Origin of the sequence: Nocardioides marmoriginsengisoli (genome assembly GCF_003725695.1) — a bacterium.
Taxonomy (GTDB): domain Bacteria; phylum Actinomycetota; class Actinomycetes; order Propionibacteriales; family Nocardioidaceae; genus Marmoricola; species Marmoricola marmoriginsengisoli.
In genome coordinates this window covers 219,127-240,810 of record NZ_RJSE01000003.1, presented here as the reverse complement: position 1 = coordinate 240,810, position 21,684 = coordinate 219,127, and the positions used below count along the sequence as shown (strand labels likewise).

The window sequence follows — 21,684 nt, the reverse complement described above, 5'->3', positions numbered from 1 at the left end:
CAGCTCTTTAGTTCGGGGACCAGCGGGTCCGGGCGATCTCGGTCGCGGGCAGGCTGGGCAGGGCACGCATCGCCCGCATCTCCTCGCGCAACGAGTGCCGCACCATCCGCAGCCGGGAGACCGCGTCGGGCGCCTCCAGCATCTCCTGGCGCTCGGCCTGGCTGAGCAGGCAGGTGGCGGCCAGCGAGTAGGACAGGTAGGTCGGGTCGTGCGGCATCGGACCGGCGAGCACCGGGCCGCCGCGGAGGTCCGAGAGCTGGTCGCGGTACTCCTCGAAGGTGGACAGGGTCCGGACTGCCTCGGCCGCCGTGGACGGGTCCTCGTCGGAGTCGGCGACCAGGTCGCACTCGGCGCGGAGGTACTCGCCGTCGCTGTCGACGGCGTTCAGGACGACCCGCTGCCGACCGGTGACCTCGATGTCGAAGCGGCCGTCGTCGTACCGCTCGGACTCGGTGAGCTGGACGAGTGTCCCGGTGCGGTGCATCGACTGCATCCCGTGCTCGCCGACCTCGTAGCCCTCGCGGATCGCGACGATCGCGAAGATCCGGTCCGCCGGGTCGTCGATGGCGAGCAGGTCCCGCATCAGCGCGCGGTAGCGGTCCTCGAAGATGTGCAGGGGAGTGACGACGCCGGGGAAGATCACCGCGTTCAACGGGAACACCGGGAGGGTCGTCACGTGCTCAACGTAGCCCGTGGGTACTTCCGCGTCGGTGACCGAGCGGTGAAATCGGGTCGGAGTCGTGGCCCGCCCCTCCCTAGACTGGACCCATGATTCGCAGGATCGACCTCCGCGGGACCGCTGACGCCTCCCCGGACTACCGCACGGTGGTGCCGCGCGCCGACTTCGACGTCGAGGCCGCCCTGCACGTGGTGCGCCCGATCTGCGACGACGTCCGGGACCGCGGGGTCGCGGCGATCGTGGAGTACTCGGCCCGGTTCGACGGCGTCGACCGCGCCGAGATCACCGTCCCCGCCGAGGCGCTCACCCAGGCACTCGCCGACCTCGACCCGGCCGTGCGCGCAGGTCTGGAGGAGTCGATCCGCCGTCTCCGCGCCACCTGCGAGGCCGAGCTCGAGCGGGACGTCGTCACCGACCTCGGCCCCGGGGCGAGGGTCACCCAGCGGATGATCCCGGTCGACCGCGTCGGCCTGTACGTCCCCGGGGGCGTCGCGCCGCTGGTCTCCAGCGTCGTCATGAACGTCGTTCCGGCCCAGGTCGCCGGCGTCGGCTCGATCGCGCTGACCAGCTCGCCGCAGAAGGACCACGACGGTCTCCCGCACCCGACGATCCTGGCCGCGTGCGCGCTGCTCGGGATCACCGAGGTGTACGCCGTCGGGGGAGCCCAGGCGATCGCGATGCTGGCCTACGGCGCCGGACCGTGCCGCAAGGTCGACCTGGTCACCGGTCCGGGCAACATCTACACCGTCTCCGCGAAGCGACTGCTCAAGGGCGTCGTCGGGATCGACTCCGAGGCCGGCCCGACCGAGATCGCGATCCTGGCCGACGACACCGCCGACGCGACGTACGTGGCGGCCGACCTGATCAGCCAGGCCGAGCACGACCCGATGGCCGCCTCCGTGCTGGTCACCGACTCGCTCCGGCTGGCCGACGAGGTGGAGGCCGAGCTGGACAAGCAGGTCGCCGCCACCCGGCACGTCGAGCGGATCCGTAGCGCGCTGACCGGGGCCCAGTCCGGGATCGTGCTGGTCGACGACGTGGCCCAGGGCCTCGACGTCGTCAACGCGTACGCCGCCGAGCACCTGGAGATCCACACCGCTGAGGCCGGCGCCGTCGCGGCGAAGGTGCGCAACGCCGGGGCGATCTTCGTGGGCGCCTTCGCGCCGGTCTCCCTCGGCGACTACTGCGCCGGGTCGAACCACGTGCTGCCGACGGCGGGCTGCGCCTGCCACTCCTCGGGCCTCTCGGTCCGGGCGTTCCTGCGCGCCGTGCACGTGATCGAGTACTCCCGGGACGCGCTGCTCGAGGTGGCCGACCACGTGACGACGCTCGCCGACGCCGAGGACCTGCCCGGTCACGGCGCCGCCGTCCGGGTACGGGTGGAGGGGTCGGAGCAATGACCTTCCCGCCCCTGCGCGAGGAGCTCCGGGGCGTCGAGCCGTACGGCGCCCCCCAGCTCGACGTGCCCGTCTGCCTCAACGTCAACGAGAACCCGTACGCGCCGTCCGCGAAGGTCGTCGCCGACATCGCCACCGCGGTGGCGGAGGCCGCGGTGACCCTGAACCGCTACCCCGACCGGGAGTTCACCGAGCTCCGGGAGGGGCTGGCGGCCTACCTGAACAGCTCGGGCGGGTCGGGCATCGTGGCCGACCAGGTCTGGGCCGCGAACGGCTCCAACGAGGTGATGCTGCAGCTGCTGCAGGCCTTCGGCGGTCCGGGCCGGACGGCGATCTCGTTCGCGCCGACGTACTCGATGTACCCGGAGTACGCCCGCGACGCCATGACCGGCTGGGTGGCCGGCCGGCGTCACGAGGACTTCTCCTTCGACCTGGAGCACGCGGCGGCGCTGATCGCCGAGCACACCCCGAGCGTGATCCTGCTGCCGTCGCCGAACAACCCGACCGGAACCGCATTGCCGCACGACGTGATCGGCACGCTCTGCGAGCTCGCCGGGGACGCGATCGTGGTGATCGACGAGGCCTACGCCGAGTTCCGTCGCGAGGGCACCCCCTCGGCGCTGGAGCTGCTGCCGGCGTACCGGAACCTGGTGGTCTCCCGGACGATGAGCAAGGCGTTCTCGCTGGCCGGTGCCCGGCTGGGCTACCTCGCGGCGGCACCGGAGATCTGCGACGCGCTGCGCGTGGTCCGGCTGCCGTACCACCTCTCCGCCGTCACCCAGGCGACGGCGAGCGCCGCCCTGCGACACGCCGACGAGCTGCTCGGCGGCGTGGCCGCGCTGCGGTCCGAGCGGGACCGCACGGTCGCGTGGCTGCGGGCCCAGGGGCACCAGGTCGCCGACTCGGACGCGAACTTCTGCCTGTTCGGGGTCTTCGCCGACCGGCACGCGGTATGGCAGGGCCTGCTCGATCGGGGCGTGCTCATCCGGGAGACTGGTCCCGAAGGATGGCTCCGGGTGTCGATCGGCACGCCTGAGGAGATGGCGGCGTTCCAGGACGCTCTCACCGACACGTTGAACCACTTGCTGAAGAAGGAGACCCGATGAGTCGCACGGCACGTCTGGAACGTGAGACCAAGGAGTCGAAGGTCCTGGTCGAGCTCAATCTCGACGGGAGCGGCCGGACGGACATCTCGACCGGGGTCGGGTTCTACGACCACATGCTCACCGCCTTCGGTCGGCACGCCCTGTTCGACCTGACGGTGCAGACCGAGGGCGACACCCACATCGACGCGCACCACACGGTCGAGGACACCGCGATCGTGCTCGGCGACGCGCTCAAGCAGGCGCTCGGCGACAAGTCCGGGATCCGCCGGTTCGGCGACGCCTTGGTGCCGCTCGACGAGGCGCTGGTCCAGTGCGCCGTCGACGTCTCCGGCCGCCCGTACTGCGTGCACACCGGTGAGCCCGAGGGGCAGCAGTTCGTGCTGATCGGCGACGCGTACCTCGGGTCGCTGACCCGGCACGTCTTCGAGACCCTGGCGCACCACGCCAGCCTCGGCCTGCACGTCCGGGTGCTCGGCGGGCGCGACCCGCACCACATCGTCGAGACCCAGTTCAAGGCGGTCGCCCGGGCACTGCGGGACGCGGTCGCCTTCGACCCGCGCGAGACCGGGGTCCCGTCCACCAAGGGAACGCTCTGACCGTGGCGTCTGCGCAATTGCCGACCGTCGTCGTCCTCGACTACGGCTCGGGGAACCTTCGTTCGGCCGTGCGCGCGCTGGAGCGCGCTGGTGCCGCGGTGACGCTGACCTCGGACAAGCAGGCAGCCCTGGACGCGGACGGCCTGGTGGTTCCCGGGGTCGGCGCGTACGCCGCTTGCATGGCCGGGCTGCGCGGGGTCAAGGGCCCCGAGATCATCGGCCGCCGACTGGCCGGCGGGCGGCCGGTGCTGGGCATCTGCGTCGGGATGCAGGTGCTCTTCGCGACCGGTGTCGAGCACGGCATCACCACCGAGGGCTGCGACGAGTGGCCCGGGACGGTCGAGCGGCTGCGGGCCCCGGTCGTGCCGCACATGGGCTGGAACACCGTCGCGGTCCCCGAGGGGAGCCGGCTCTTCGACGGCATCACCGACGAGCGGTTCTACTTCGTGCACTCGTACGGCGTCCGGGAGTGGGAGCTGGTCACCAACGACCGGACCAAGGCGCCGCTGGTGACCTGGGCCGAGACCGGGCCCGATCAGGAGCGGGGCGACCGGTTCGTCGCCGCGGTCGAGAACGGCCCGCTCTGCGCGACCCAGTTCCACCCGGAGAAGTCCGGCGACGCCGGCGCCCGCCTGCTCGCCAACTGGGTCGGCGGCCTGCCGACCCCGCCGTCCTGAGGCCCGGCCGCCTCGTCCGATCCACCCTCGATACAGGAGTCACCGTTGTCCGATCACCTTGAGCTGCTTCCCGCCGTCGACATCGCGGGAGGTCAGGCCGTCCAGCTCGTCCAGGGCGTGGCCGGCTCGGAGAAGCGCTTCGGCGACCCGATCGAGGCGGCGCTGCGCTGGCAGGACGCCGGCGCCGAGTGGCTGCACCTGGTCGACCTCGACGCCGCGTTCGGGCGCGGCAACAACCGTGAGCTGCAGGCCCGGATCGTCGACCGGCTCGACATCAAGGTCGAGATGAGCGGCGGCATCCGGGACGACGAGTCGCTCGCCGCTGCGATGGCGACCGGGTGCCGTCGGGTCAACATCGGCACCGCCGCGCTGGAGCAGCCGGACTGGTGCGCGCAGGCGATCGCCACCTACGGCGACCGGGTCGCGATCGGGCTGGACGTCCGCGGCACCACCCTGGCGGCCCGCGGCTGGACCCGCGACGGCGGCGACCTCTACGAGGTGCTCGCCCGCTTGGACAGCGAGGGCTGCGCCCGGTACGTCGTCACCGACGTGAACAAGGACGGGATGCTCCAGGGGCCGAACCTGCAGCTGCTCACCGACGTCTGCGCGGTCACGGACCGTCCGGTGGTGGCCTCCGGCGGGATCACCGAGCTGCACGACCTGGAGGCGCTGATGGACCTGGTGGGGGTCGGCGTCGAGGGCGCGATCATCGGGACCGCGCTCTACGAGGGCCGGTTCACCCTGGAGGACGCGCTGCACCTGACCTGGCCGGAGCGGTTCGGCTCATGAGCTTGGCGGTGCGCGTCATCCCGTGCCTGGACGTCGACGGCGGCAGGGTGGTGAAGGGGATCAACTTCCAGGAGCTGCGTGACGCAGGCGACCCGGTCGAGCTGGCCAAGGTGTACGACGCCGAGGGTGCCGACGAGCTGACCTTCCTGGACATCTCCGCCTCCCACGAGGGCCGCGCCACCACGATGGAGATCGTCTCCCGGACGGCGGAGCAGGTCTTCATCCCGCTGACCGTCGGCGGGGGAGTCGGCAGCGTCGAGGACGTCGACCGGCTGCTCCGCGCCGGTGCGGACAAGATCGCCGTGAACACCGCCGCGATCCGGCGCCCGGAGCTGGTCGCCGAGATCGCCGACCGGTTCGGCAACCAGGTGCTGGTGCTCTCCGTGGATGCCCGCCGGGCAGCCGGCACCGCCTCGGGGTTCGAGGTCACCACCCACGGCGGCCGCGAGTCCGCCGGCCTCGACGCGATCGAGTGGGCCGTCCGGGCCGCCGAGCTCGGCGCCGGTGAGATCCTGCTCAACGCGATGGACGCCGACGGCACCCAGGACGGCTTCGACCTCGAGCTGATCCGGCTGGTGCGCGCCGAGGTCAGCATCCCGGTGATCGCCAGCGGAGGGGCCGGTCGGCTGGAGCACTTCGCGCCCGCGGTCGACGCCGGCGCGGACGCCGTCCTGGCCGCGACCGTCTTCCACTTCGGCACCCTGCGGATCGGCGAGGTCAAGCAGAGCCTGGCAGCAGCGGGGCACCCGGTTCGCTAATCCCCGGGGGCGCTGGTCAGTCGGGAGTCCAGCACAGGCCGTGTCGCTGCCCGGCTTGCCACTGCGTCTTGGTCGGCCACTCGAAGCTCCAGCGGAGCCGCAGCGACGTGGTCGCGCGGCGCGCCTCCACGTCGCGGCAGGCGGAGTCGGCGGCCTTGCCTGCGGCCTTGCCCAGGTAGCCCGCCTTCGCGGGGAGGGCGATGGTCGCTCGCGCCCGCCAGGCGTGCTTGGCCGAGCAGAGCACCCGGGTGAAGCCGGCCGTGCCGGGGGCGGCGGTGCCGCAGGTTCCGTACCGGTCGAGCGCGCCGCTCCGGTCGAGCAGGCCCCGCGTCTTCCGGGGGAGGTCGCTGAACGCGGTGGCGGTGCCCGAGATCACCAGGTCGCAGCGGAACCAGAGGGCGCCGCGGTCGCTGTCGGCGAGCGTCGGGCTGAACCAGACCGCCTGGACCCGGCTGAGGCGCTGCGTCTCGGTGCTCCCGCCGACGTGGTCGTCGACCGCGGCCCGGCATCGGGCGGCGATCTGGCGCTGCACCGGCGCGGCGTCGATCGCGAGCAGGTGACCGTCGACGACCGGGTCGATCGTCCCCACCATCAGGGTGACCGCGTTGTGCCGCTGCGAGCACCCGACCGGGCGCGCGCTGTTGGTGGCTTCCAGGGCGGCGGCCACGTCGAGGCGGTAGCAGGCGCCGACCCGGGGCGCGGCAGCAGGCGCGGCGGTCGGCGTACCGGGGTCCGCGGGAGCGGCGCCGGGGGAGTCGCTGCGGCACCCGGCCAGCGCGAACGACGCGACCAGGAGCACGGCCAGGAGGACCGACGAGCGACGGGAGCTCATCGGTCCGTCTTCGCCCAGCACACCGAGCGCCGGTTGCCGACCGTCCAGCGGTCCTCGCGGTACCAGGTGTAGCCGAAGTCGTAGTTGGGCGGGTAGTGCATCCAGCCGCCGACGGACTCCTGGCAGAAGTCCCGGGAGCGGACCTGGACGATCCGGTCTCCCGGGTAGGGGTCGCCGGGCTGGCCGACCTTGATCGTGGTCACTGCCCGCCAGGTGTGCTTCTCGGTGCACGGAACCTTGACGCTGTCGGCCACGGTGGGTCCGTCGGCGCAGGTCAGCCAGGCGTCCGGGTTCTCGGTCGCGAGCAACCCCTTGCTGGTCTCCGGCAGGTCGCGGAGCTTGCGGGCGTCGGCCGGTCCGCCGACCAGGTCGCAGCGGTACCAGCGGGCGCCCCGGTCCCAGCCGCGCTCGGACGGCCGGAACCAGGCCCAGCTGAGCTGCGAGCGCATCGCGAGGCTCTCGTCGGCGCCGAGGAACTCGCGGAACGCCTTCTGGCAGGTGTCGTAGACGAACTTGCCGTGCCGCTTGTCCGAGTACGACGACCCGGTGGACTTCGGCAGGTCGCCGATCGCGAAGGTCTGGGCGGTGTGGTCCTTCGAGCACGCGACGGGCTCGGTGGCGTTGCTGGGCGAGGTGAGGTCCTTCGCGGTCAGGTCCCGGCAGGCGCCGAGCTTCGGCGGCGTCAGCTTGTCGGAGTCGTCGTCGCTGTCGCCGCAGGCGCTGAGCAGCAGCCCACCGGCGATCACACCGACCACGACGGCGGCCGAGACTCGTCGCGACACGGTCCCTCCTCAGCCGACAAGCAGTGCCGCGATCGTACCGCCGAGTTCATAGGCCGCCTGCTCGTCGTCCGCAGTCGGCTCGCCGAGGATCTCCAGCACGTCGTACCCCTGGCGCCAGCCGAGGGCACCGGTGATCGCGAGCACCGAGCGGGTCGCCCCGGTGGTGTCGTAGCGACCGTGCACGTACAACCCGAACGGCCGGTTCCGGGTCGAGCCCGCCGGGTCGCCGGCGCCGCCGGACGCGTCGAGCGCGCCGCCGACGGCCAGGAAGGTGCTGTCGAACATGTGCTTGAGGGCGCCGGACATGTAGCCGAAGTTGGCGCTGGTGCCGAGGACGTAGCCGTCGGCGGCGAGCAGGTCGTCGGCCGTCGTGGCCAGCGCCTCCCGGACGACCACCTCGACCCCCGCGAGCTCCGGGTCGTTCGCGCCGGCGACGACCTGCGCCGTCAAGGTCGCCAGGGTCGGCGTCGGGGAGTGGTGGATCACCAGGAGCCGGAGCACGGACCCAGCCTAGGAGAGGCGGTGGTCGGGGTCCGTCCGCACGCGCTATGCTTCTTCCGTCATGTTGATGCGCCAGCTCCTTCTTCGCTGCCGCAGCGAGGTCTGAAACCAGTCGGACCCCCTCGCTGCGGAGGCTTCGCGTACGCCGGCACCCACTTCCAGCGAAGAGATGAATCCATGACTGACAGCAGCATCCGGCTGAGCCGGACCAGCAACACCCAGAAGACCAGCGGCATGCCCTTCGGCCGCTACCAGGCGTTCGAACCCGTGACGGTCCCGGACCGCACCTGGCCCGACCAGAAGATCACGCACGCGCCGCGGTGGCTCTCCACCGACCTGCGCGACGGCAACCAGGCGCTGATCGACCCGATGAGCCCGGAGCGCAAGCACCGGATGTTCGACCTGCTCGTCCGGATGGGCTACAAGGAGATCGAGATCGGGTTCCCGGCCGCGAGCCAGACCGACTTCGACTTCGTCCGCCAGCTGATCGAGGGCGACAAGATCCCGGACGACGTCCGGGTCTCGGTGCTGACCCAGGCCCGCGAGGACCTGATCGAGCGCACCGTCTCCTCGCTCGCCGGTGCGGACAACGCGACTGTCCACCTCTACAACGCCACCGCGCCGATGTTCCAGCGGGTGGTCTTCGGGGTCAGCGAGGCCGAGTGCATCGCGATCGCGACCCGGGGCACCGAGTGGGTGATGAAGTACGCCGAGCAGCTGCTCGAGGGCACCCACTTCGGCTACCAGTACAGCCCGGAGATCTTCACCCAGACCCCGACCGACTTCGCCCTCGAGGTCTGCGAGCGGGTCTCCGACGTCTGGCAGCCCGAGGCCGGGCGCGAGATCATCCTGAACCTGCCGGCGACGGTGGAGATGTCGACGCCGAACACCTACGCGGACCAGATCGAGTACTTCGGCCGGCACCTCACCCGGCGCGAGCACACCGCGATCAGCCTGCACCCGCACAACGACCGCGGTACGGCGGTCGCCGCCACCGAGCTGGCGATGATGGCCGGCGCCGACCGGGTCGAGGGCTGCCTGTTCGGCCACGGCGAGCGGACCGGCAACGTCGACCTGGTGACCCTGGGGATGAACCTGTTCAGCCAGGGGATCGACCCGCAGATCGACTTCAGCGACATCGACGACATCCGCCGTACGGTCGAGTTCTGCACCCAGCTGCCGGTGCACCCGCGGCACCCGTGGGCCGGTGACCTGGTCTACACGGCGTTCTCCGGCTCGCACCAGGACGCGATCAAGAAGGGCCTGGAGGACCTGGACCGGATCGCTGCCGAGCGCGGCATCCCGGTCGGCGAGGTTCCCTGGGAGGCGCCGTACCTGCCGATCGACCCGAAGGACGTCGGCCGCACCTACGAGGCCGTGATCCGGGTGAACAGCCAGTCCGGCAAGGGCGGCGTCGCCTACGTGATGAAGGCCGAGCACAAGCTCGACCTGCCGCGGCGGCTGCAGATCGAGTTCAGCCGGGTGGTCCAGCAGCTGACCGACGGCGAGGGCGGCGAGATGACGCCCGAGGCGATCTGGGCGACGTTCCAGAGCGAGTACCTGACCCGGGAGGCGCCGCTCCGGCTGGACTCGGTGCACAGCTCCTCGGCCGAGGGCGAGAAGGACCAGCTCACCGTCGGCGTGATCGTGGACGGGGAGCCGACGGAGCTGAAGGGCGCCGGGAACGGTCCGATCGCCGCCTTCGTCGAGGCGGTCAACGAGCTGCCGCAGGAGTGGGACGTCCGGGTCCTCGACTACAGCGAGCACGCCCTCTCCTCCGGCGGTGACGCGATCGCGGCGGCGTACGTCGAGTGCGCGGTCCGCGGCGAGATCCTCTGGGGGGTCGGGCTGGACGCGAACATCGTCACCGCCTCCCTGAAGGCGGTCGTCTCGGCGATCAACCGAGCCTGACGTCGAACAGGCCCGTTCTGACGGCCCAGTGGGCCGTCAGAACGGGCCTATTCAACGTGGATTGGGGCCCGTTCAACGGGGTTCGGAGCGGGCATCGTGGCAGGGTTGACCTCATGACGCTCGTCTCCGAACGCATCGGCCAGTTCTTCCACGGCGACCACCGGCTCGAGTACACCGAGTTCGGCTCGGGGGAGCGCTGGGTCGTGCTCGTGCACGGGCAGCTGATGCCGCGCCGGATGCACCAGCCGCTGGCCCGCGCGCTCGCCGCGAGCGGCGCCCACGTGGTCACCCTCGACCTGCTCGGGCACGGCCGCTCGGACCGGCCGACGGACCCGATGCTCTACTCGATGACCGCCTTCGGGGAGCAGGTGGTCGCGCTGCTCGACCACCTCGGCGCGGACCGCGCCGTGCTGGGCGGCACCTCCCTCGGTGCCAACGTCTCGCTGGAGGCGGCGGTGCTGGCTCCCGAACGGGTCCAGGGACTGCTGATCGAGATGCCGGTCCTCGACAACGCCGTGGAGGCCGGGATCCTGGCGTTCGCGCCGCTGCTGTTCGTCTCCCGGTTCGCGCCGCTGGCGGTCTCCGGTGCCCGCCTGCTCAGCCGTGCGGTGCCGCGCCGGATCGTCCCGTTCTGGCCCGGGATCGTGCTCGACACGCTGGATCAGCGCCCGGCCGCGATGGCTGCCACCGTGCACGGCCTGTTCTTCGGGCGGGTCGCCCCCTCGGCGCGGGAGCGGATGGCCATCACGGCGCCGGCACTGGTGATCGGCCACCCCAGCGATCCGATCCACCCGGCCGCCGATGCCGCGATGCTGGCCGAGGAGATCGCCGACTCCCGGTTCGTCGAGGCCCGAAGCATCCTGGAGTGGCGGTTCCGGCCCGAGCGGCTCGACCAGCTCGCGGTCGACTTCGTCACCGGGGTGTGGGCGGCCGGCGAGACCGGCAGGTTGCTGGACGCGTCTTCCTGACGTACCCCTATTGTCCAAGGGCCAGGTGATCGTGAACCCTGGCGACTAGTCTCGAATCGCACCGTTGCCAGGCAGGAGAGGGGCCGACCATGCGTTCCCAGTCGGCCTTCGTGCGTGGCATCCAGCAGCTCCTCGGCCGCGAGCACGCCGATCCGCGGGTGGCGCAGTACCTGTTCCTGATCCCGGTGCTGGTGGACCTGGCCTACGTCCGGCTGCACGGGTCCTCGGCGCTGGGGGACCGGTACCTCGGCGGTCTCTGCGTCGCGGCGGTTGCGACCGTGCTCGCGGTGCTGATCGGGCGGGGCCTCTTCGCCGAGCGCGCCAGCGTGCTGGTCCCGCTGCTCGACATCGCCGCGCTCGGTGTTCTCCGGCTCGATCCGGAGAGCGCGGCCACCGCGCTGCTGGTCTTCCCGGCGATCTGGATGGGACTCCAGTTCGGTCGTCGCGGCATGGGCCTGGTCGCCATCGCCAGCGCGCTCGCCATGATCCTGCCGACGGCGCTGCGCGAGGAGTCCGACATGCTCCGCGCGATGACCGTCCAGCAGGTGGTGGTGGCGTTGCTCTGCGCCCTGGTGGTGACGGTGACCGCCGAGATGTGGCAGAGCAAGGTGACCGAGGCCGCGGACGCGCAGCGGATGCTGGAGCGCGCGGTCGCGGACAGCGCCGACCAGCGCCGGTTCAACGAGGCGATCCTGAACAGCGTCGACGTCGGCCTGGTGGCGCTCGACGCGCGCGGCGCGGTGCACTCGGTGAACCCGCGGCACCAGCGCTTCCTGGAGACCTCCGGGGCGGCCGACGGCCAGCTCGACCAGCTCGGGCGAACCTTCGGGCCGGACGGCTTCAACGCGCTGGCCGCCGAGGAGCTGCCGACCTGGCGGGCGACCCACGGGGAGACCCTGCGCGACTACGTGATCTGGGTCGGCGCCAGCGCCGCGGACCGGCGGGCCTTCGCGGTCTCGGTGTCGCCGTTCTTCACCCAGAACGGGACCTTCGACGGGGCAGTGCTGGCGTACCACGAGATCACCGAGCTGATGACGGCCGCGCGCCTCAAGGACGAGTTCGTGGCCACGGTCAGCCACGAGCTGCGGACGCCGCTCACCTCGATCGTCGGGTACGTCGACGTGCTGCTCGAGGACATCGACGGCATCCCCGTCGAGGCGCGCCCGTTCCTGGAGACGGTCCAGCGCAACGCCCGCCGGCTGCACCGGCTGGTCGACGACCTGCTCTCCGACGCGTTGAAGCTCGGTAAGGCGGAGCTGCACCTCGGCCGGATCTCGCTGGCCGCGGTGGTCCGGGCCTCGGCGGTCGAGGCGGAGAAGACCGCGCACGCGGCCGGACTGGGCTTCGAGGTCGAGATCGGCCGCGCGATCCTCGAGGTCCAGGGCGACGCCGAGCGGCTGGCCCAGGTGATCGACAACGTCTTCAACAACGCCGTGAAGTTCACCCCGCCCGGCGGGACGGTGAGCGGCTTCGTCAAGCGCGACGGCCGGGTCGCGGTGATCCGGATCAGCGACACCGGCCGGGGGATCCCGCCGGAGGAGCTGGAGGACGTCTTCATGAAGTTCTTCCGCTCGCCCGGGGTGCAGCTGGACGCGATCCCCGGGACCGGGCTCGGCCTGGCCATCTCGAAGACGATCATCGAGGCCCACGGGGGCACCATCTCGGTGGACAGCACGGTCGGGCTGGGGACCACCCTGGAGATCAGGCTGCCGCTGGCCGGCCCGCGCGTCGCCCGGTCCAGCTGACCGGCGAGGGGGGAGAATGGTTCCGTGCCCCTCTACACCGACGAAGCGATCGTGCTCCGCACGCGCAAGCTCGCGGAGGCGGACCGGATCATCACCCTGCTGACCCGCCAGCACGGGGTCGTCCGGGCGGTCGCCAAGGGCGTGCGCCGGACCAGCTCGAAGTTCGGGTCGCGGCTGGAGCCGTTCACGCACGTCGACCTGCAGCTGGCCGAGGGGCGCAACCTCGACGTGATCACCCAGGCCGTCACCAAGGCGCCGTACGGTGAGGCGATCAGCGCCGACTACGACCGGTACACGGCGGCGTCGGTGATGCTGGAGACGGCGGAGCGGCTGGTGGCCGAGGAGCGCGAGCCGTCGGTCCAGCAGTACTCGCTGCTGGTCGGCGGGCTGCGGGCGATGGCGGCCGGGGATCACCGGTCCTCGGACGTGATGGACTCGTTCGTCCTGCGCTCGCTGGCGGTCGCCGGCTACGCGCCCTCCTTCGACGGCTGCGCCCGGTGCGGCCTCGAGGGTCCGCACCGGGACTTCCACCCGGCCTCCGGCGGGATGCTCTGCTCGGACTGCCGGATGCCTGGTTCGGCCCGGCCGTCGCCGGGGACGATCATGCTGATGGGCGCGCTGCTGTCCGGGTCCTGGGCCGACGTCGACGCCGCGGCCGACCGGGATCGCCGGGAGGCTCGCGGGCTGGTCTCGGCGTACCTGGCGTGGCACCTGGAGCGAGGGTTGCGCTCGCTGCCCTACGCGACTGGATAAGGTCGTTCCTCGTGCGCAGAAACCGGCGGCAGTTCGCCCATCCTGAGCCGCATCCCAGCGGCGCCACCCCGCCGTCGATCCCGGCCGACCTGGTCCCCGCGCACGTCGCGGTGATCATGGACGGCAACGGCCGCTGGGCCAACCAGCGCGGACTACCCCGTACGGCGGGCCACGAGCGCGGTGAGCAGGCCCTGGTCGAGGTGGTCAAGGGCGCGATCGAGGTCGGCGTGCAGGCGGTCTCGGCGTACGCCTTCTCCACCGAGAACTGGTCGCGCTCGCCCGAGGAGGTCAAGTTCCTGATGGGCTTCAACCGCGACGTCGTCCGCCGCCGTCGCGAGGAGCTGCACGAGCTCGGGGTCCGGGTCCGCTGGGCCGGGCGCGAGCCGCGGCTGTGGAAGTCGGTGATCAAGGAGCTCCGGGTCGCCGAGGAGCTCACCCGGGACAACGACGTGCTCACCCTGACCATGTGCGTGAACTACGGCGGCCGTGCCGAGGTCGCCGACGCCGCCCAGGCGCTCGCCCGGGACGTCGCCGCCGGGAAGGTCAACCCGAACCGGATCGACGAGCGCACCTTCGCGCGCTACCTCTACGTGCCCGAGCTGCCCGAGGCGGACATGGTGTGGCGGACCTCCGGCGAAGAGCGGTTGAGCAACTTCATGCTCTGGCAGGCGGCGTACTCGGAGTTCGTCTTCACCGACGTGCTCTGGCCGGACGTGGACCGGGTCGCGCTCTGGAAGGCGATCGAGGTCTACGCCCAGCGGCACCGCAAGTTCGGCGCCGCCGAGGATCTCCCTAAGAACTGAACGGCTCCGGTGCGTGCCGGGGTCGTTCAGCAGCTGGAGCAGGTGCCGAAGATCTCTAGGGTGTGGCTGATCTCGGTGTAGCCGTGCTCCGCGGCGACCGCGTTCGTCCACCGCTCCACCGCCGGCCCCTCCACCTCGACCGTCCGGCCGCAGCTGCGGCAGACCAGGTGATGGTGGTGGCTGCCGCTGCAGCGCCGGTAGACGGCCTCGCCGGCCTCGGAGCGGAGCATGTCGATCTCACCGGCGTCCGCCATCGCCTGCAGCGCCCGGTACACGGTGGAGAGGCCGACGTTGTCGCCGCCGCTGCGGAGCACCTCGTGGATCTCCTGGGCGCTGCGGAACTCGCCGCTCTCCTCCAGGGCGGCGACGACGGCGCGGCGCTGCCGGGTCGGGCGCAGCCCGGGGGTCTCAGTGCTCGTCATAGTGCCCTCCATGGACGGCGTGCCGGTGCCCGTTGTGGATGTAGTCGACGTGGTCGCCGTGCTCGACCGCGGGGTGGCCGCAGCCAGGCCCGTGCTGGTGCCGGTGCGGTTCCTCGACGCGCTGCTGCTCGGGCTCGGACGGCATCTCGAACGGGACCCGGGCGAGCCGGCGCTTGCCCAGCACCACCCCGATCGGAGCGGTGAGGGCGAAGCCGGCGAGCGCCACCAGCACGATCGTCGAACCGGGAGGAACGTCGACGTACGCCGAGATCACCACGCCGGTGACCGAGGCCAGCAACCCCGCGACCATCGCCGCCAGCATCGTGCTGCGGAAGCCGCGGGCGAACTGCTGCGCGGTGGCCACCGGGATCACCAGCAGGGCGCTGACCAGCAGCAGGCCGACGGTGCGCATCGCGACGCTGACGGTCAGGGCTGCCAGCACCGAGACCAGCACGTTGTAGACCGGGACCGAGAGGCCGGTGGTGCGGGCGTAGTCCTCGTCGTTCGCGACCGAGAAGAACTGGGGGAGCAGGGTCAGGCAGAGCGCGATCACGACGATCGCGAGCGTGCCGCTGACCCAGACGTCCTCGTTCGTCAGCGTGGTGATCGACCCGAAGAGATAGGACTGCAGGGCCAGCGCGCCGTTACCGGCGAACGAGACCAGCATCAGCCCGCCGGCCAGGCCGCCGTAGAAGATCAGTGCCAGCGCGACGTCCCCGGAAGCTCGTCCGGAGGCGCGCAGCGCCTCGATTGCCACCGCGCCGATGATCGCCACGATCACCGCGGTCAGCGTGGGGGAGGTGCCGGTGAGCAGGCCGAGCGCGACCCCGGTGACGCTGATGTGGCCGATGCCGTCGCCCATCAGGGACAGCTTGCGCTGCACCAGGTAGGTGCCGACGGCGGGACTGGCCAGCCCGGTGAGCGCGGCGGCGAAGAGGGCCTTGACCATGAACGGCGCGAACAGGATGTCGAGCATCAGAGGTCCTCTCCCAGGACGCCGGAGATCGGCGCGAGCCGGACCTGGTCCTCGGTGCAGTGGGCTCCCGCGTCGGCCCCGTGCGGGTCGTGCGGGTGGGCGCCCTCGGGCGGGCCGTCGTACGCGATCCGGCCCTCGCGGAGGATCACCGCCCGGTCGATGAACGGTGCGAACGCGCCGAGCTCGTGCAGCACGACGACGATGGTCGCGCCGGCCCGGGCACTGCGCTCCAGGGTGACCGCGATCGCCTGCTGGCTGATCAGGTCGACGCCGGCGTTGGGCTCGTCGAGGACCAGCAGCTCGGGGTCGCCGGCCAGGGTGCGGGCGATCAGGACGCGCTGCTGCTGGCCGCCCGACAGGGTCGAGACCTGGTGCTGAGCGTGGTCGGCGAGGCCGACGGTCTCGAGCGCTTCGCGTACCGCCCGCCGGTCGGCCGCCCGGGCCGGCAGGAACGGACGGCGCCGCGACAGCCGCCCGGCGGAGACCACCTCGGCCACCGTCGACGGCACGCCCTGGGCGATCGTGGAGCGCTGCGGGACGTAGCCGAGGCGCGGCCACTGGTCGAACTCGCGGATGGGCTGACCGAAGAGGCGGACGCTGCCGGCGGAGAGCGGAAGCAGCCCGGTGATCGACTTGACCAGGGTCGACTTGCCGGATCCGTTGGCGCCCAGCAGGGCGACAACATCGCCCGCCTCTACGGTCAGGTCGAGGTCGCGGAGGATCGGCCGGCCACCGAGGGCGACGGCGACTCCGCGCAGCTCGAGGATGCGCTGGTCGGGTGAGCTCATGACTGAACTCTGCACCCATTCGCTTCCTGGAGGCTGACCAGGTTCGACTTCATGATCGAGGCGTAGTCCTCGGAGCTGCCCTTGGCGATGCCCTCGAGGGGGTCGAGCACGGCCGCGCGCAGCCCGAGCTCGTCGGCCAGCGTCTCGGCCATCTTGGGACTGGCGATGGTCTCGCTGAAGACGGTGGTGATGCCGTCCGACTTGATCAGGTCGTGCAGCTCCGCGATCCGGGCCGGGCTGGGCTCGGCGTCCGGGCTCAGCCCGGCGATCGGGGCGAACTCGAGGCCGTAGCGCTTCTGGTAGCCGAACGCGTCGTGGCTGGTCACGACCAGGTTGCGGGCGCAGTCCTTCAGGCCGGCGGTGTACGCCGCATCGAGACCTTCGAGGGTGGTCTTGAGCGCGGCCAGGTTGGTGGCGAACTCGTCGGCGTGGTCCGGCACCGCCTCGGCGAGCCGGGCCTCGACCGCCTCGGCGGCCTTCTCCAGGCGCAGCGGGTCCAGCCAGAAGTGCGGGTTGTCGTCGGTGAGGTCGACGACCTTGCTGACGTCGAGCGCGTCCTTGCCGGCGTTCTGCTCGACGGCCTTGTCGACCGCGGGCGCGAGGCCGTCGGAGTAGACGACCAGGTCAGCACCGCTGATCTCGGAGATCTGCTTGGTCGAGGGGTCCAGGTCGTGCGGCTCGACACCGGGGGCGGTCAGGTTGACCACCCGGACGCGGTCGCCGGCGATCTGGTCGACGACGTACTGGAGCGGGTAGAAGGACGCGACGACGGTCGGGCGGCCATCGTCGTCGGAGGCGGAGCAGGCCGCCAGCGGGATCACCATCAGGGTGGCGATCAGGGTGGCGAGTCGGACACGGACGGAGCGGCGGGGGATGCGGAAGGACATGACAATGATTCTCATTCAAAATGAGAATCATTGTCAAGTCAGGTGATCGCCACCGGCGCGTCGACCGCCTTGACCAGCGTCACCACCGGCTTCGCGGGGACCTCGTCGGCGAGGAACCAGCGGAACGCGATCATGCCGCGCTGGTTGTCCAGGGTGGTGACCGCGTTCGGGTGCGCCAGCTGGCTCCGGGAGATCACGATCGTGACGGTGCCGTCGCTGTTCGGCACCGCGGTGTGGTTGTTCAGCGAGGTCTTGCCGTCCGCGGCGTTGTGGCCGGCCATGTACTCGGTCCACGGCATGAAGTTCCAGAACCGGAAGCTGTTCGGCGGGCGGTAGCTGATCACCAGCGCCTCGTCGGGCTGCAGGTCGTAGGACCCGAAGCAGTACGTCGCATCGGTGGCCGACCAGCCGAAGTTGAAGTCCGGGACCCGGTACGGCTCGGCGACCGTGTTGACGCCGTCCGGGGTCTGGTGGCCCAGCCCGAGCCGAACTTCGTCGGTGCGCTCCTGGATCGACATCGGCACGATCATGAACATCGTCCGCATCCAGCTCAGCGTCGAGCGCAGCGCCTGCGCGGTGGCGGCGTCGGAGCGGACCACCGGGTCCGGCTCGTCGAGGCACTCGATGTGCCACTCCACCGGTTTCCCGGTCAGCGGGTCGGCCTGGTAGTCGCGGGTCAGGGCGGCGGCGGTGTCCGGCGTGAACTCGATCCACGGGCCGTCGTACCCGGCGGGTTTGCGGGCGCCCAGGTAGAACGAGAAGCCGCCGTCGTCGTCGAAGTCCAGGTCGGAGTCGTTCACGACGCCGATCACCTTGTCCGACCAGGCGCCGGGCGACGGCTCGTTGTACACCGTCACCGAGAAGTAGGCGCTGTCGTTGCGGGTGCCCCAGATCCGGTAGGTGCGCTCGGGGTCGAAGACCGTGAACCCGTACGCCGCGTCGGTGTTGTCCCCGCCCCAGCGCCGGTCCCGGCGGAACGGGGTCACCGTGTCCACCCAGACCGGCCGGCTCTTCTCCGGGTAGAGGTAGATGTCCAGCCCGACGCCGAGGATCGTGGCGAGCATCCGGTAGCCGTTCACGACCCCGGTCTCGGTGCTGACGGCGCGGTCGCCCGTCAGGAAGACGTCCTGGAGCTCGCCGAGCCCGGCGAGCAGCTCGTTCCAGGCGGCCGTGGACTCCCAGCGGTTCTCGGGTGCTGCGTTCATGCGGTGACGCCTTCCGTGAGCAGGGCGGTGATCCGGTCGGTCCAGGCGGTTCTCGTCGGTTCCGCGTCCAGGTCGCCGGGGTGCAGCAGCAGCGCGAAGAGCGCGGCGCCGGCGATCAGGTCGAGGAGCGGCTGCTCGATCCCGCCGAGGGCCTCGGAGAACCGGGCGAGCAGGGCGCTGTGCAGGGTGGGGTCGGCGGTGACCGCGGCGACCAGGCCGGGTGCGGCCGCTCTCGCCACCGGGTGCGCGAACGCGCCGAGCGCCCCGGCGACCATCGTGCGCACGTCGGTCGCCGGATCGCCGGTGCGGGGGAACGGTGCGGTCAGGGACTGCGGGAAGGCGGCCTCGTGCACCAGGTGCGCGAGCGAGGGCCACCGGCGGTACAGCGCGGGGCGGGTGGTGCCGGCCCGGGAGGCGACCTTGGCCCAGGTGAGATCGGCGTACCCGACCTCGACCAGCAGCTCCGCGGTCGCGCGGAGGACGGCCTCGTCGATGCGACCGTCACGGGGACGGCCGGAGGCCTGTTCGGGAGCGTCGGTCTGTGTGATCATTGCGATACAGAATGTATCGTAATAGGACCAGGAGCAACAGATGCCCGTCGCGATCCGCCTGACCGACCTCGCCCGGCCCGACTTCACCCCCGACGTCCGGGCGATCTTCGACGTGATGGTCCCGATGGCCGACGGCCTGCTCCTGGAGTCCGACCAGCTGCACCGGATGGCGACCGAGCAGACCGGGCTGACCGACTTCGGGTCGCGCGACTACGAGAGCAGGCTGACCGTCCTGCTGGAGGCCATGAACGCGATCGACGGGCTCAGCCCGGCCGGCCTGCTCGGCTTGCACAGCCAGCTGCTGCAGCTGCTGAAGAACCGGCTGCAGCTGGTCGACCTGCTCCGCCGGCGCCCGGAGATCGCCGAGGTCGAGCTGCTGCCGCCGGTGGTGATCGCCGGGTTGCCGCGCACCGGGACCACGCACCTGCACAACCTGCTCTCCGCCGGCCCGGCCTTCCGGTCGCTGCCGTACTGGGAGAGCATCGAGCCGTTCCCGCCGGCCGACGAGGGCGCCGACGTCGAACCCCGGCGGGAGCGCACCGGGCAGGCGGTCTGGTTCGCGAACGAGGCGATGCCGCACTTCGCCGCGATGCACGAGATGACCACCGACCACGTGCACGAGGAGATCCAGCTGCTGGCCAACGACTTCTCGACGATGTTCTTCGAGACGGTCGGCGAGGTGCCCGGGTGGCGCGACCACTACCTGGAGCACGATCAGACCCCGCACTACGCGCACCTGCGGGTGCAGCTGAAGGCTTTGCAGCACCTCCGCGGCGGACGGCGGTGGGTCCTCAAGTCGCCGCAGCACCTCGAGCAGCTGCCGGTACTTGCCTCGGCATTCCCCGGCGCCACCGTCGTCGTCACCCATCGGGATCCGGTCGCGGTGGTGGTCTCGATGGCGACGATGATCGTCTACACGGCTCGGATGTACCGGACCGAGGTCCCCGTCGAACGCCTGGCCGGCTACTGGGCGGACCGGATCGAGATGATGCTCGGCACCCTGCTCGCCGACCGGGACGCACTGCCCGCCGGGACGTCGATGGACCTGCGCTTCGACGACTTCATGGCCGACGACCTCGCGGCGGCCGCCCGGGTCCACGAGCTCGCCGGGGAGCCGATGACGGTGGCGGACGACGCGGCGATGCGGACGTTCCTGGCGTCCCACCAGCGCGACCGGCACGGGCGGATCGACTACCGGGCCGCGGATCTCGGTCTCGACCCCGAGGAGCTGCGGACCCGGTTCGCGGCCTACGCCGCCCGGTTCCTCGGAACTGAGGCCGACTAACCTCGACTCATGCTCGTCGTGAACCGCTTCCGTGCCGATGCCGACGACGCCGCCTTCCGGGCCGACCTGGAGAAGGCACTCGAGGTGCTGAGCGCGCAACGGGGCTACGAGGACGGGCGGCTCGGTCGCAACGTCGACGACCCCGGCCTGTGGGTGATGGTGACCCGCTGGCGCGACGTCGGCTCCTACCGGCGGGCGCTGTCGTCGTACGACGTCAAGCTGGGGGCCGTGCAGACCCTGAGCCGGGCGATCGAGGAGCCGAGCGCCTACGAGCCGGTCGAGCCGGGGCTCGACGGCGACCTCAATACCGCGGTGCCCCGCGACCTCGGCGCTCGCTAAGATCGTCCCTCGCCCGGCAGCCAGCCGGACGATGACCGGGAATGATCCCAGCAGGAGTTGAACCACCGTGGCCAAGGCGCCCGCTACCACCGTCGACCATGTCGTCTCCCTCGCCAAGCGGCGCGGCTTCGTGTTCCCCTGCGGGGAGATCTACGGCGGCACCCGCTCCGCCTGGGACTACGGCCCGCTCGGCGTCGAGCTCAAGGAGAACATCAAGCGCCAGTGGTGGCGCGCGATGGTGCAGTCGCGCGAGGACGTCGTCGGCCTCGACTCCAGCGTGATCCTGCCGCGGCAGACCTGGGAAGCCTCCGGTCACGTCGCCACCTTCGCCGACCCGCTGACCGAGTGCCAGTCCTGCCACAAGCGCTACCGCGCCGACCACCTGCAGGAGGCGTACGCCGAGAAGAAGGGCATCGACAACCCGGACACCGTCGAGCTCGCCACGTTGGCTTGCCCCAACTGCGGCACCCGTGGCGCCTGGACCGAGCCGCGCAGCTTCTCCGGCCTGCTGAAGACCTACCTCGGCGTCGTCGACGACGAGTCCGGGCTGCACTACCTGCGCCCGGAGACCGCGCAGGGCATCTTCCTCAACTTCGCCAACGTGGTGACCTCGAGCCGGCAGAAGCCGCCGTTCGGCATCGCCCAGATCGGCAAGAGCTTCCGCAACGAGATCACCCCGGGCAACTTCATCTTCCGCACCCGCGAGTTCGAGCAGATGGAGATGGAGTTCTTCGTCAAGCCCGGCGAGGACGAGACCTGGCACCAGTACTGGATCGACCAGCGCACCGCCTGGTACGTCGACCTGGGCATCAAGGCCGAGAACCTGCGGCACTTCGAGCACCTGCCGGAGAAGCTCAGCCACTACTCCAAGCGCACCGTCGACATCGAGTACCGCTTCAACTTCGCCGGCTCCGAGTGGGGCGAGCTCGAGGGC

Annotated in this window: 24 protein-coding genes; 14 read left to right on the top strand and 10 right to left on the bottom strand. The window is 71.2% G+C overall.

Annotated elements, in window-relative coordinates; all coding sequences use genetic code 11:
- Nucleotides 1–7: 7 nt before the first annotated feature.
- Nucleotides 8–676, bottom strand: coding sequence for an LON peptidase substrate-binding domain-containing protein (locus EFK50_RS03115; protein WP_123226086.1), 669 nt, complete (start codon nucleotides 674–676; stop codon nucleotides 8–10).
- Nucleotides 677–768: 92 nt separating this feature from the next.
- Between EFK50_RS03115 and hisD the strand changes: the two genes are divergently transcribed.
- The 6 genes from hisD to hisF are packed head-to-tail and all read left to right on the top strand — an operon-like array spanning nucleotide 769 to nucleotide 6,002.
- Nucleotides 769–2,079 carry a histidinol dehydrogenase gene (gene hisD, locus EFK50_RS03110; RefSeq protein WP_123226085.1) on the top strand — a complete coding sequence of 437 codons (1,311 nt, stop codon included), beginning with the start codon at nucleotides 769–771 and terminating at the stop codon, nucleotides 2,077–2,079.
- Nucleotides 2,076–3,182, top strand: coding sequence for a histidinol-phosphate transaminase (locus EFK50_RS03105; RefSeq protein ID WP_123226084.1), 1,107 nt, complete (start codon nucleotides 2,076–2,078; stop codon nucleotides 3,180–3,182). Before hisD ends, EFK50_RS03105 begins: the two co-directional genes overlap by 4 nt.
- The gene (gene hisB, locus EFK50_RS03100; protein ID WP_123226083.1) at nucleotides 3,179–3,778 is read left to right on the top strand and encodes an imidazoleglycerol-phosphate dehydratase HisB; all 600 of its coding nucleotides are present in this window, start codon (nucleotides 3,179–3,181) and stop codon (nucleotides 3,776–3,778) included. Before EFK50_RS03105 ends, hisB begins: the two co-directional genes overlap by 4 nt.
- A 2-nt stretch (nucleotides 3,779–3,780) precedes the next feature.
- A complete protein-coding gene (gene hisH / locus EFK50_RS03095; protein WP_221177249.1) occupies nucleotides 3,781–4,455 on the top strand; it encodes an imidazole glycerol phosphate synthase subunit HisH in 675 nt (224 codons plus the stop codon).
- A gap of 45 nt (nucleotides 4,456–4,500) precedes the next feature.
- Nucleotides 4,501–5,244, top strand: coding sequence for a bifunctional 1-(5-phosphoribosyl)-5-((5-phosphoribosylamino)methylideneamino)imidazole-4-carboxamide isomerase/phosphoribosylanthranilate isomerase PriA (gene priA / locus EFK50_RS03090; RefSeq protein ID WP_123226081.1), 744 nt, complete (start codon nucleotides 4,501–4,503; stop codon nucleotides 5,242–5,244).
- Entirely contained in the window at nucleotides 5,241–6,002 is a 762-nt protein-coding gene (gene hisF, locus EFK50_RS03085; RefSeq protein ID WP_123226080.1) for an imidazole glycerol phosphate synthase subunit HisF, read from the top strand. The genes priA and hisF overlap by 4 nt, the downstream gene beginning before the upstream one ends.
- Nucleotides 6,003–6,018: 16 nt before the next feature.
- Here hisF and EFK50_RS03080 read toward each other — a convergent pair whose 3' ends face one another.
- From EFK50_RS03080 to EFK50_RS03070, 3 genes are read right to left on the bottom strand one after another with little or no spacing between them, the layout of a single operon-like run.
- A complete protein-coding gene (locus tag EFK50_RS03080; RefSeq protein ID WP_148046035.1) occupies nucleotides 6,019–6,834 on the bottom strand; it encodes a septum formation family protein in 816 nt (271 codons plus the stop codon).
- Nucleotides 6,831–7,616 (bottom strand): septum formation family protein, encoded by a 786-nt coding sequence (locus EFK50_RS03075; RefSeq protein ID WP_123226078.1) that lies wholly within the window; start codon nucleotides 7,614–7,616, stop codon nucleotides 6,831–6,833. The genes EFK50_RS03080 and EFK50_RS03075 overlap by 4 nt, the downstream gene beginning before the upstream one ends.
- A gap of 9 nt (nucleotides 7,617–7,625) precedes the next feature.
- A complete protein-coding gene (locus tag EFK50_RS03070) occupies nucleotides 7,626–8,117 on the bottom strand; it encodes a flavodoxin family protein (protein ID WP_123226077.1) in 492 nt (163 codons plus the stop codon).
- 177 nt (nucleotides 8,118–8,294) lie between these two features.
- Here EFK50_RS03070 and leuA point away from each other — a divergent pair, with 177 nt between their 5' ends.
- The 5 genes from leuA to EFK50_RS03045 all read left to right on the top strand — a co-directional run bounded on the left by leuA (nucleotide 8,295) and on the right by EFK50_RS03045 (nucleotide 14,297).
- Nucleotides 8,295–10,028 carry a 2-isopropylmalate synthase gene (gene leuA, locus EFK50_RS03065; protein WP_123226076.1) on the top strand — a complete coding sequence of 578 codons (1,734 nt, stop codon included), beginning with the start codon at nucleotides 8,295–8,297 and terminating at the stop codon, nucleotides 10,026–10,028.
- Between the two features lie 113 nt (nucleotides 10,029–10,141).
- Nucleotides 10,142–10,996 carry an alpha/beta fold hydrolase gene (locus EFK50_RS03060; protein WP_123226075.1) on the top strand — a complete coding sequence of 285 codons (855 nt, stop codon included), beginning with the start codon at nucleotides 10,142–10,144 and terminating at the stop codon, nucleotides 10,994–10,996.
- Between the two features lie 89 nt (nucleotides 10,997–11,085).
- Nucleotides 11,086–12,741, top strand: a complete 1,656-nt coding sequence (locus EFK50_RS03055; protein WP_123226074.1) for a sensor histidine kinase — start codon at nucleotides 11,086–11,088, stop codon at nucleotides 12,739–12,741.
- Between the two features lie 24 nt (nucleotides 12,742–12,765).
- On the top strand, nucleotides 12,766–13,494 hold the full coding sequence (gene recO, locus EFK50_RS03050; RefSeq protein WP_123226073.1) for a DNA repair protein RecO: 729 nt from the start codon (nucleotides 12,766–12,768) through the stop codon (nucleotides 13,492–13,494).
- Nucleotides 13,495–13,505: 11 nt separating this feature from the next.
- A complete protein-coding gene (locus EFK50_RS03045) occupies nucleotides 13,506–14,297 on the top strand; it encodes an isoprenyl transferase (protein WP_123226072.1) in 792 nt (263 codons plus the stop codon).
- Between the two features lie 26 nt (nucleotides 14,298–14,323).
- Here the strand turns inward: EFK50_RS03045 and EFK50_RS03040 are convergent, their stop codons facing one another.
- From EFK50_RS03040 to EFK50_RS03015, 6 genes are read right to left on the bottom strand one after another with little or no spacing between them, the layout of a single operon-like run.
- On the bottom strand, nucleotides 14,324–14,719 hold the full coding sequence (locus EFK50_RS03040; protein WP_123226071.1) for a Fur family transcriptional regulator: 396 nt from the start codon (nucleotides 14,717–14,719) through the stop codon (nucleotides 14,324–14,326).
- Nucleotides 14,706–15,695 carry a metal ABC transporter permease gene (locus EFK50_RS03035; protein WP_123226070.1) on the bottom strand — a complete coding sequence of 330 codons (990 nt, stop codon included), beginning with the start codon at nucleotides 15,693–15,695 and terminating at the stop codon, nucleotides 14,706–14,708. The genes EFK50_RS03040 and EFK50_RS03035 overlap by 14 nt, the downstream gene beginning before the upstream one ends.
- Nucleotides 15,695–16,483: a metal ABC transporter ATP-binding protein gene (locus tag EFK50_RS03030; protein WP_123226069.1), complete on the bottom strand. Its 789-nt coding sequence runs from the start codon at nucleotides 16,481–16,483 to the stop codon at nucleotides 15,695–15,697. The genes EFK50_RS03035 and EFK50_RS03030 overlap by 1 nt, the downstream gene beginning before the upstream one ends.
- On the bottom strand, nucleotides 16,480–17,370 hold the full coding sequence (locus tag EFK50_RS03025) for a metal ABC transporter substrate-binding protein (RefSeq protein WP_123226068.1): 891 nt from the start codon (nucleotides 17,368–17,370) through the stop codon (nucleotides 16,480–16,482). The genes EFK50_RS03030 and EFK50_RS03025 overlap by 4 nt, the downstream gene beginning before the upstream one ends.
- A 38-nt stretch (nucleotides 17,371–17,408) precedes the next feature.
- Entirely contained in the window at nucleotides 17,409–18,575 is a 1,167-nt protein-coding gene (locus tag EFK50_RS03020) for a DUF1214 domain-containing protein (RefSeq protein WP_123226067.1), read from the bottom strand.
- Nucleotides 18,572–19,126, bottom strand: a complete 555-nt coding sequence (locus EFK50_RS03015; RefSeq protein ID WP_123226066.1) for a TetR/AcrR family transcriptional regulator — start codon at nucleotides 19,124–19,126, stop codon at nucleotides 18,572–18,574. The genes EFK50_RS03020 and EFK50_RS03015 overlap by 4 nt, the downstream gene beginning before the upstream one ends.
- A gap of 40 nt (nucleotides 19,127–19,166) precedes the next feature.
- Here EFK50_RS03015 and EFK50_RS03010 point away from each other — a divergent pair, with 40 nt between their 5' ends.
- From EFK50_RS03010 to EFK50_RS22595, 3 genes are all read left to right on the top strand, one after another.
- Nucleotides 19,167–20,411, top strand: coding sequence for a sulfotransferase family protein (locus tag EFK50_RS03010; RefSeq protein ID WP_123226065.1), 1,245 nt, complete (start codon nucleotides 19,167–19,169; stop codon nucleotides 20,409–20,411).
- Nucleotides 20,412–20,420: 9 nt separating this feature from the next.
- On the top strand, nucleotides 20,421–20,750 hold the full coding sequence (locus EFK50_RS03005; RefSeq protein WP_123226064.1) for an antibiotic biosynthesis monooxygenase family protein: 330 nt from the start codon (nucleotides 20,421–20,423) through the stop codon (nucleotides 20,748–20,750).
- Between the two features lie 67 nt (nucleotides 20,751–20,817).
- Nucleotides 20,818–21,684: glycine--tRNA ligase (locus EFK50_RS22595; protein WP_246004005.1), on the top strand; the 867-nt coding region annotated here is incomplete at its 3' end.

Bases quoted from the DNA above. Each gene is read 5' to 3' on its own strand.
- hisF (WP_123226080.1), top strand. From the start codon at position 5,241: ATGAGCTTGGCGGTGCGCGTCATCCCGTGCCTGGACGTCGACGGCGGC.
- leuA (WP_123226076.1), top strand. From the start codon at position 8,295: ATGACTGACAGCAGCATCCGGCTGAGCCGGACCAGCAACACCCAGAAG.
- EFK50_RS03080 (WP_148046035.1), bottom strand. From the start codon at position 6,834: ATGAGCTCCCGTCGCTCGTCGGTCCTCCTGGCCGTGCTCCTGGTCGCG.
- EFK50_RS03060 (WP_123226075.1), top strand. From the start codon at position 10,142: ATGACGCTCGTCTCCGAACGCATCGGCCAGTTCTTCCACGGCGACCAC.
- EFK50_RS03105 (WP_123226084.1), top strand. From the start codon at position 2,076: ATGACCTTCCCGCCCCTGCGCGAGGAGCTCCGGGGCGTCGAGCCGTAC.
- hisB (WP_123226083.1), top strand. From the start codon at position 3,179: ATGAGTCGCACGGCACGTCTGGAACGTGAGACCAAGGAGTCGAAGGTC.
- EFK50_RS03040 (WP_123226071.1), bottom strand. From the start codon at position 14,719: ATGACGAGCACTGAGACCCCCGGGCTGCGCCCGACCCGGCAGCGCCGC.
- EFK50_RS03010 (WP_123226065.1), top strand. From the start codon at position 19,167: ATGCCCGTCGCGATCCGCCTGACCGACCTCGCCCGGCCCGACTTCACC.
- hisD (WP_123226085.1), top strand. From the start codon at position 769: ATGATTCGCAGGATCGACCTCCGCGGGACCGCTGACGCCTCCCCGGAC.
- EFK50_RS03020 (WP_123226067.1), bottom strand. From the start codon at position 18,575: ATGAACGCAGCACCCGAGAACCGCTGGGAGTCCACGGCCGCCTGGAAC.
- EFK50_RS03035 (WP_123226070.1), bottom strand. From the start codon at position 15,695: ATGCTCGACATCCTGTTCGCGCCGTTCATGGTCAAGGCCCTCTTCGCC.
- EFK50_RS03005 (WP_123226064.1), top strand. From the start codon at position 20,421: ATGCTCGTCGTGAACCGCTTCCGTGCCGATGCCGACGACGCCGCCTTC.
- EFK50_RS03030 (WP_123226069.1), bottom strand. From the start codon at position 16,483: ATGAGCTCACCCGACCAGCGCATCCTCGAGCTGCGCGGAGTCGCCGTC.
- EFK50_RS03055 (WP_123226074.1), top strand. From the start codon at position 11,086: ATGCGTTCCCAGTCGGCCTTCGTGCGTGGCATCCAGCAGCTCCTCGGC.
- EFK50_RS03025 (WP_123226068.1), bottom strand. From the start codon at position 17,370: ATGTCCTTCCGCATCCCCCGCCGCTCCGTCCGTGTCCGACTCGCCACC.
- EFK50_RS03015 (WP_123226066.1), bottom strand. From the start codon at position 19,126: ATGATCACACAGACCGACGCTCCCGAACAGGCCTCCGGCCGTCCCCGT.